This window comes from Salipiger sp. (assembly GCF_059781815.1).
This window is the reverse complement of sequence record NZ_JBYNAH010000236.1, coordinates 1-7,784: the sequence shown is the minus strand read 5'-3', so window position 1 is coordinate 7,784 and position 7,784 is coordinate 1. Positions and strand designations below refer to the sequence as shown.

Here is a 7,784-nt window from a genome sequence, read left to right as displayed (position 1 = left end):
GCCGTTACACGAAGGGCTGCAGCTGGGAGGTTTCGAGGTCTACGACTCGCGCCACATCCGCACCATCCTGCCGCGCAAGAAGGTCGAGATTGGCAACGACACGCTGCTCGCGCGCTCGGCCAAGGCGCAATGTCTTTACGTGAACGCGCTGCACAGCCAGGCTGTGGACCGGCTCGGGCAGGGGCTGCGGGTGGCGGCGCGCGACGATGGCGGCATGGTGCAGGCGATCGAGCGCATGAGCGATCCGTTCGCCCTGGGGGTGCAGTGGCATCCCGAGCATCTGATCTACCGCCGGGCGCACCGCCGGCTGTTCCGTTCGCTGGTTGCCGCGGCCAAGGCCGGCAGCGGCAAGGATGCACAGGTGACGGCGGCAGAGGCCGAGGCCCGCGAGGCGGACGAGCCGTTCTGGGGCAACGCCGGCTAAGCGCCTTCGGCTCCGGCGCTTCTTTTCCGAAATCTGCCGCCCGCGCGCGGCCCTGTCAGGCGCGCGCCGGCTCGAGAACGGCGTCCGGGGTTGCGGCTCCGACCAGCTCGTGCTCGGCGATGTCGAGCACAAGGTGGCCGCCCTTCGCGCCCGGCGCGCGATGCGCCAGCGTGGAAAAGGGCAGGGCGTATTTGTGGTTCCCGAAGAGCTTGCCGTTATCGACCACGAGATAGTCGATGCGGTTGGCTTCGGCGTCATAAAGCATGTCCGTCAGAGTGCCGATCTCGGCGTCGCGGGCAAAGACCGGTCGGTCGAGCCAGCGTCCAAGACGTTGATACCGCTCCAGCGCCGCGTCGGCGCGGGGATCGTTCTCGGGCGCATCGTCGCGGCCGAAGACTCCCGCCAGCGCCAGCGGCGCGTGGGTCGCACCGAAGGGGCCGATGACCAGCGGCGGCATCGCGGTCAGCAGCGCGTCAAGCTCCCGGGCGCCGCCCTGCCAATGCGGTGCCCGCGCCAGATCTTCGTCGCTCATCGAGACGCTGAGCCGGCGCGCCTGCGCGTCGGGCCGTGTCATCAGCGATGCGGCGGCGAGCGCGCTGCCGCCCCGGTCGCCCGGTCGGTGCACTGCGAGATAGGTCAGGTGGCGGGTTTCGGGATCGAACAGAACATCCGTCAGCGACGCGCTTTGGTCGCCGGTCGAGACGGGCCAGGACAGAAGGTCGACGAGACTGTGTAGCATGGGTTCCCCGCATCGGCTGGAATTTGCTGACACAACCCGCGAGCTTTCCGAATAGTTCCGGAACCGACTCCCCGCGTGACGTGTTGATGACGTGAACATCCAACGGAGACAGCTATGACCGCAGATATCTTCATTGCGGGATTGGCCGGTCTCACGGTGATAGCGGTTTTGATCTACGCGCTGACAAGTGCGCGGGATCGCAACAGGGACACGCGCTAATCAGCGGACCGGTCCATCTTGCAGGGCGGGGCAGCCGGAACACCGGCGCTCCGCCCTTCTCAAATCCTCGCACATCTCTGCAGAATGCTGTCCGCGCCGCGTAACGATTGGTCGCAGCGACGATTTTCTGCGTTCCGGAAAAGCTGACTGTAATTGTCAGGTTGACTTATCCGATTCTTTTGCTCAGAAAAGACCTCATCCAGCCACCCTGCATGAGGAGCCGGGGCAGCCCGATAGCGAACAGGATCAACGAGGCTGACAATGTCCGAGAACCGATTCCGCGCCGAGGCTGCCGCCCCGCGCCAAGACAGCAAGGATCTGATTGCCATGGTGATTGGGGGCCTCTGGCCCGCGGACGCCAGTCTCGAAACATTGCTCGACCGGATCGAGAGCAGGGAGATGGTGAAATGATGGAAACTAAGTTCAATGCCGAAGCCGCCGTGCCGGCCCTGCCGCGCCACGTCGCACGGGCTCTCACCGCGGGCGGCAACATCGCAGAGATCGAACTCGACGGGCAGGTTTACACCCTGCGGATCACCAAGGCGGGAAAGCTGATCCTGACCAAATGATGCCGTCGTCAGCCAAACAATACCGTCAGAAAATGACACGCCAACGAGGACAGACCATGAAATTTGCCACTTCCACCGCGCTCGCGCTGCTGCTGGCCGCGCCGGCCTTTGCCGAGACCGACAAGGCGGCGGTGCTCGACACCTATGCCGACATCGCGCAGGCGGGCTACGAGGACAGCCTGACCACCGCGCAGGCGCTGGCACAGGCCGTCGACACGCTGATCGCCGAGCCGTCGGAAGAGACGCTGAGCGCCGCCCGCGAGGCGTGGCTGGCATCGCGCGACCCCTACCAGCAGACCGAAGTGTTCCGCTTCGGCAACCCGATCGTCGACGATTGGGAAGGCAAGGTGAACGCCTGGCCGCTGGACGAGGGCCTGATCGACTACGTGGACGAGTCCTACGGTGGCGCCACCGACGAAAACGAGTATGCCGCGCTCAACATCATCGCGAACCCGAGCGTGACGCTGGCGGGGCAGGAGGTCGACGCCTCCGAGATTACGCCTGCGCTGATCGCCGACACGCTGAACGAGGCCGACGGCATCGAAACCAACGTGGCGCGCGGCTACCACGCCATCGAGTTCCTGCTCTGGGGACAGGACCTGAACGGCACCGAGGCTGGCGCCGGCGAACGCCCCTACACCGATTACGTCACCGGCGACGCCTGCACCGGCGGCAACTGTGACCGCCGTGCCGACTATCTCAAGGCGGCGACCGACCTGCTGGTCTCCGATCTCGAGGAGATGGTGGCCGCATGGGGCGAGGGCGGCGACGCCCGCGAGGCGGTGATGGACGACGAGAACGCCGGCATCATCGCGATGCTGACCGGCATGGGCTCGCTGTCCTATGGCGAGCAAGCCGGCGAGCGGATGCGCCTCGGGCTGATGCTGAACGACCCCGAGGAAGAGCATGACTGCTTCTCCGACAACACCCACAACTCGCACTACTTCGACGGCAAGGGCATCCAGAACGTCTATCTGGGCAGCTACACCCGCATCGACGGCTCGACCGTCGAAGGCCCGTCGCTGTCGGATCTCGTGGCCGAGACCGATGCGGCGCTCGACGACGAGATGAAGGCCAAGCTCGAGGCCACCATGACGGCGCTCGGCGCCATCAAGGCGGCGGCCGAGGGCGGCTTTGCCTATGACCAGATGCTCGCGCTCGGCGACGAGAAGGGCGAGGAGCTGATCATGGGCGGCGTCAACGGCCTGATCGACCAGACCCGCAGCATCGAGCGGGTGGTCGTGGCGCTGGATCTCTCGGGCGTCGAATTCGAAGGCTCCGACAGCCTCGACGACCCCAACGCCGTGTTCCAGTAAGAGGACCTCTCCAGATGATCGTCTGTAGCTGCCAAGGCATCTCGGATCGGGATATTCACGCCGCCATCGACTGGATGCGTGCTGCCGATGCACAGACGATCATCACCCCCGGCAAGATTTATCATGCCCTCGGAAAAGCGGCCGATTGCGGAGGCTGCATGCCGCTTTTCTTGCAAACCATGCGCGCGAACGACAATCTCGAAGTACCCATGGAACTCCGCGGGCTTAGAAGTCGCGGATCAACAAAGGAAAAGCGCAATGAAGGGCGACGAAAAGGTCATCGAGTACCTTAACAAGGCACTCCGTTCCGAGCTTACCGCCGTCAGCCAGTACTGGCTGCACTACCGTCTTCAAGATGACTGGGGCCTCGGCCACATGGCCAAGAAGAGCCGCGAGGAAAGCATCGAAGAGATGCACCACGCGGACAAGCTGATCACCCGGATCATTTTTCTCGGCGGCCACCCGAACCTGCAGAAACTCGATCCGCTGCGAATCGGGCAGGATCCCAAGGAAACGCTCGAGGCCGATCTCGCTGCCGAGCACGAGGCCCGCACGCTTTATATCGAGGCCCGCGAGCACTGCGAAAAGGTCGGCGACTACGTCAGCAAGAACCTCTTCGAGGAGTTGATCGCCGACGAGGAAGGGCATATCGACTTCCTCGAAACACAACTGGAACTTTACGAACGGGTCGGTGCCGAACGCTATGCGGTCATCAACGCCATGCCGATGGACGAGGCCGAGTAAACTCGCCCTTTGCGCCGCCCTGATCTGGGGCGGCGCCTCCTTTTCCGCTGAAACCCCCGGCGACGGGCTCGGCGATCCCCATCTCACCATCATTCCCCGCACCGAAAGCGAGCGCGCCCGCATTGCGGAGGTGCTGGCCGCGCCGGACGATTTCAGCGCGTCCGAGCCCTTCGAGGGGCTGCCGGCCGGCGCCGGCACGGTTCCGGTGCGCCGCGACGCGCGCGGCTTCGCGCAGCCGGCGACCAACCTGCCGGAGGCGCGGCGGATGGCGTTCACGCTTGGCGATGCGCTGTTTCAGAAGCTCTGGACCTCGTCGCCGTCCTCGACGCTGGCCTCTGACGGTCTGGGGCCACTCTACAACGCCCGGAGCTGCGAATCCTGCCATGTGCGCGACGGGCGCGGTCATGCGCCCGACGGGCCCGACGACACCGCTGTCTCGATGTTCCTGCGCATTTCCGTTCCCGCCGATCCCGAAGCTCTGATGCCCGCCATCGCCGACTGGATCGCCACCGCGCCGCACCCGGTCTATGGCGACCAGCTTCAGGATTTCGCCACCGTCGGCCACCCGGCGGAATACCGGCTCGAGGTGAGCTACGAAGACATCGAGGTGCCGCTTGCGGGCGGCGAGACCGCTGTCCTGCGCAAGCCGACCTACCGCGCGGCGCATCTCGGCTACGGGCCGCTCGGCGAGGACGCGATGCTGAGCCCGCGCGTGGCGCCTCAGATGATCGGGCTCGGCCTGCTCGAGGCGATCCCGGTCGAGGACATCCTCGCCAATGCCGACCCCGACGATGCCGATGGCGACGGCATCTCGGGCCGTCCGGCAATCGTCTGGTCGTTGGAATACGACCAGCCCATGCTGGGCCGCTTCGGCTGGAAGGGGGGCGAAGCGACGGTGCGCGAGCAGAGCGCCAGCGCCTTTGCGGGCGATATCGGCATCGCCACGCCGCTGCGCCCGGTGCTCTGGGGCGATTGCACCGAGGAACAGACCGCCTGCCGGCGCGCCCCGCATGGCGGCGATCTCGACGGGGTCGAGATCTCGGACGAGGCCTTTGACACGGTGACCTATTACACCGCCAATCTTGGCGTGCCGGCGCGGCGCGACATCAACGACCCGCAGGTGTTGCGCGGCAAGCAGCTGTTCCGCGACACCGGCTGCGCCGCCTGCCACAGGCCGAAATTCGTCACCGCGCGGCTCGAGGATCGGCCCGAGCACAGCTTTCAGTTGATCTGGCCCTATAGCGACCTGCTGCTGCACGACATGGGCGAGGGGCTGGCCGATCACCGCCCCGAGGGCCGCGCCACCGGGCGCGAATGGCGCACGCCGCCACTCTGGGGCATCGGCTTGACCGAGCGGGTCTCGGGGCATACCACCTTTCTGCATGACGGCCGCGCGCGGTCGCTTCTCGAGGCCATTCTCTGGCACGGGGGCGAAGCCCAGCCCGCCCGCGACCGGGTGGTGTCGATGGCGCCGGCGGACCGTGCCGACCTGATCCGCTATCTGGAAAGTCTCTGAATGCGTTACTCCCTGCTGTGCTGTGCCCTCCTGTCCGCCACTCCCGCGCTTGCCGGGGTCGAGGAGGCGCTGACCAACCACATCCTGCCCGGCTACGCGGGATTTGCCGAGGCGGCGGAGGTGCTTGCGGTCACCGCCGAGGCGGATTGTACCGCCCAGGCGCTGCGCCAGCCATGGAACGCCGCGTTCGATGCCTGGACCCGCGTCGCCGATGTGCGCATGGGGCCGTCCGAGACCGGCGCGCTGTCGGTCGCCTTCTGGCCCGATGCGCGCGGGTTCACGCCCAAGACATTGACCCGGCTTTTGTCTTCCGAAGAGGAGGTCGGCACCGATCCGGGCGAATTTGCCGAGGTCTCGATCGCCGCGCGCGGGCTCTTCGCGCTCGAGCGGATGCTCTATGACGCCGAGTTCGCGGGCTACGAGGCGGGCAGCTACGCCTGCACGCTGGTGCAGACCATGAGCGACGATCTCGCCAACCAGGCGCAGGCGCTCGAGGCGGGCTGGCGCGAGGGCTATGCCGAGGTGCTGCTGAGCGCCGGGGCCGAGGGCAACGCCACGTATCTCAGCGAGGAGGAGGCGCTGACCGCGCTTTACACGCAGGTGCTCTCGAGCCTCGAGTTCACCGCCGACAGCCGCTTGGGGCGTCCGCTCGGCACCTTCGACCGCCCGCGCCCGACCCGCGCCGAGGCGTGGCGCTCGGGCCGCCCGCTGCGCAATGTGCGCCTCTACGCCGATGCCGCGAGCGAGTTCGCCCACACGCTGGCCGACTGGGAGCTGCCGCTCACCGAAGCGGCGCTGACGCGCCTGCACGAGGTGGCCGACCGGGTCGAGGATGGGGCGCTGCAGGATATCGAGGACCCCTCGGCGCGGCTGCGGCTCGAGATCGTGCAGCAGCATGTGCGCGCGCTGCACGACGCCATCGAGCAGGAGGTCGGCGTGCCGCTGGGGCTCACCCCCGGCTTCAACTCGCAGGACGGAGACTGATCCCATGACCACGCGCCGCAGCTTCCTTGCCAGCCTGCTTGCCGCTTCGGCCACGCCCGCGGTCGGCTGGGCGGCGGTGGGCGATCCGACCTACCTTGCCGCGGCAAAACTGCCCGATGGCAGCTACATGCTCGCGGGATTGCGCGAGGACGGCTCCACCGCCTTCAGCGTGCCGCTGCCGGCCCGCGGCCACGCCGCCTGCGCTCACCCGAAGCGCGCCGAGGCGGTGGGCTTCGCCCGCCGGCCGGGCACCTATGCGCTGGTGGTCGATTGCCGCGACGGGGAGGTGCTGCACCGGCTGACGCCGCCCGAGGATCGCCAGTTCAACGGCCACGGCACCTTTTCGCCCGATGGTGGCTTGCTCTACACCGTCGAGCAGGCGGTCGAGGACAGCGCCGGCTATATCGGCCTCTGGGATGCGCAGGCAGGCTACGTGCGCATCGGCGAGTTCGCCAGCCACGGTGTGGGGCCGCACGACCTGCGGGTGATGCCCGATCACCAGACGCTGGTGATCGCCAATGGCGGCATCCAGACCGACAAGTGGGACCGCGCCAAGCTCAACACCGACACCATGCGCCCGAACCTGGTCTACACGGCGCTTGACGGTACGCTTCTGGAGATGCGCGAGCTGCCGGAGTTCTACCAGAACTCGATCCGCCACCTTGCGCTGCGCGAGGACGGGCTGGTGGGCTTTGCCATGCAGTGGGAGGGCGAGCCGGGCATGGCGCCGCCGCTGCTGGCACTGCACCGGCGCGGCGAAGAGCTGGTGATCTGCGAGGCGCCGCTGGGCGACGAACTGGCAATGGACGGCTATGCGGGCTCGGTGGCGTTTTCCGGCGACGGCTCGGAGATCGCCATCACCTCGCCGCGCGGCGGCCGGATCCACCGCTTCTCGGACGCTGGCCGCTTCCTCGGCGCGGTGTCGCGCGCCGATGTCTGCGGCATCGCCCCCCATGTCGGAGGGTACATGGCCAGCGACGGGCTGGGCGGGGTGGTGCTGGTGGGCCGGGATGGCGCGCGCCCGCTGGCGCGGGCCGAGGCGGCCTGGGACAATCACCTGGTGCCGATCGCCTCGTAGGAAGCCGGGGGAGCGGAGGGGCGCTGCCCCTCTTTCGCCGGACTGCGTCCGGCGCAATTCACCCCGAGGTATTTTTGAACCAGAGAAGACGGGGGCGCGGCATCGGCGGGTTTGCCGCGCGGCGTCTTTGTGGGGGAGGGGCGCTGCCCCTCTTGTCCCGGACGATGTCCGGGACAATTCACCCCGAGGTATTTT

At 67.3% G+C, this 7,784-nt stretch carries 10 protein-coding genes; 9 read left to right on the top strand and 1 reads right to left on the bottom strand.

Features of this window, described 5'->3' with window-relative positions; translation table 11 throughout:
• A partial coding sequence (locus AC6RA4_RS21110) for a gamma-glutamyl-gamma-aminobutyrate hydrolase family protein (RefSeq protein WP_500163688.1) occupies positions 1-424 on the top strand: 424 nt, incomplete at its 5' end.
• A 55-nt stretch (positions 425-479) separates the two neighbouring features.
• Here AC6RA4_RS21110 and AC6RA4_RS21105 read toward each other — a convergent pair.
• Entirely contained in the window at positions 480-1,163 is a 684-nt protein-coding gene (locus AC6RA4_RS21105) for a PRC-barrel domain-containing protein (protein WP_500163686.1), read from the bottom strand.
• 480 nt (positions 1,164-1,643) lie between these two features.
• Between AC6RA4_RS21105 and AC6RA4_RS21100 the strand changes: the two genes are divergently transcribed.
• The 8 genes from AC6RA4_RS21100 to AC6RA4_RS21065 are packed head-to-tail and all read left to right on the top strand — an operon-like array spanning position 1,644 to position 7,589.
• Complete coding sequence (locus AC6RA4_RS21100; RefSeq protein ID WP_500163684.1) at positions 1,644-1,793, top strand: hypothetical protein; 150 nt, start codon at positions 1,644-1,646, stop codon at positions 1,791-1,793.
• Positions 1,790-1,951, top strand: a complete 162-nt coding sequence (gene hemP, locus AC6RA4_RS21095) for a hemin uptake protein HemP (RefSeq protein ID WP_500163683.1) — start codon at positions 1,790-1,792, stop codon at positions 1,949-1,951. The genes AC6RA4_RS21100 and hemP overlap by 4 nt, the downstream gene beginning before the upstream one ends.
• Positions 1,952-2,007: 56 nt before the next feature.
• Positions 2,008-3,267 (top strand): imelysin family protein, encoded by a 1,260-nt coding sequence (locus AC6RA4_RS21090; RefSeq protein WP_500163681.1) that lies wholly within the window; start codon positions 2,008-2,010, stop codon positions 3,265-3,267.
• Positions 3,268-3,281: 14 nt separating this feature from the next.
• Positions 3,282-3,560 (top strand): (2Fe-2S)-binding protein, encoded by a 279-nt coding sequence (locus AC6RA4_RS21085; protein WP_500163679.1) that lies wholly within the window; start codon positions 3,282-3,284, stop codon positions 3,558-3,560.
• Positions 3,526-4,011, top strand: coding sequence for a bacterioferritin (gene bfr, locus AC6RA4_RS21080; RefSeq protein ID WP_500163678.1), 486 nt, complete (start codon positions 3,526-3,528; stop codon positions 4,009-4,011). The genes AC6RA4_RS21085 and bfr overlap by 35 nt, the downstream gene beginning before the upstream one ends.
• Positions 3,971-5,527, top strand: coding sequence for a di-heme oxidoreductase family protein (locus tag AC6RA4_RS21075; RefSeq protein ID WP_500163676.1), 1,557 nt, complete (start codon positions 3,971-3,973; stop codon positions 5,525-5,527). The genes bfr and AC6RA4_RS21075 overlap by 41 nt, the downstream gene beginning before the upstream one ends.
• Entirely contained in the window at positions 5,528-6,511 is a 984-nt protein-coding gene (locus AC6RA4_RS21070; protein ID WP_500163674.1) for an imelysin family protein, read from the top strand.
• A 4-nt stretch (positions 6,512-6,515) separates the two neighbouring features.
• On the top strand, positions 6,516-7,589 hold the full coding sequence (locus AC6RA4_RS21065; RefSeq protein WP_500163672.1) for a DUF1513 domain-containing protein: 1,074 nt from the start codon (positions 6,516-6,518) through the stop codon (positions 7,587-7,589).
• The last annotated feature ends 195 nt before the right edge of the window (positions 7,590-7,784 follow it).

Coding starts and splice junctions, on each gene's coding strand:
- AC6RA4_RS21105 (WP_500163686.1), bottom strand. CDS start 1,163: ATGCTACACAGTCTCGTCGACCTTCTGTCCTGGCCCGTCTCGACCGGC.
- AC6RA4_RS21100 (WP_500163684.1), top strand. CDS start 1,644: ATGTCCGAGAACCGATTCCGCGCCGAGGCTGCCGCCCCGCGCCAAGAC.
- hemP (WP_500163683.1), top strand. CDS start 1,790: ATGATGGAAACTAAGTTCAATGCCGAAGCCGCCGTGCCGGCCCTGCCG.
- AC6RA4_RS21090 (WP_500163681.1), top strand. CDS start 2,008: ATGAAATTTGCCACTTCCACCGCGCTCGCGCTGCTGCTGGCCGCGCCG.
- AC6RA4_RS21085 (WP_500163679.1), top strand. CDS start 3,282: ATGATCGTCTGTAGCTGCCAAGGCATCTCGGATCGGGATATTCACGCC.
- bfr (WP_500163678.1), top strand. CDS start 3,526: ATGAAGGGCGACGAAAAGGTCATCGAGTACCTTAACAAGGCACTCCGT.
- AC6RA4_RS21075 (WP_500163676.1), top strand. CDS start 3,971: ATGCGGTCATCAACGCCATGCCGATGGACGAGGCCGAGTAAACTCGCC.
- AC6RA4_RS21070 (WP_500163674.1), top strand. CDS start 5,528: ATGCGTTACTCCCTGCTGTGCTGTGCCCTCCTGTCCGCCACTCCCGCG.
- AC6RA4_RS21065 (WP_500163672.1), top strand. CDS start 6,516: ATGACCACGCGCCGCAGCTTCCTTGCCAGCCTGCTTGCCGCTTCGGCC.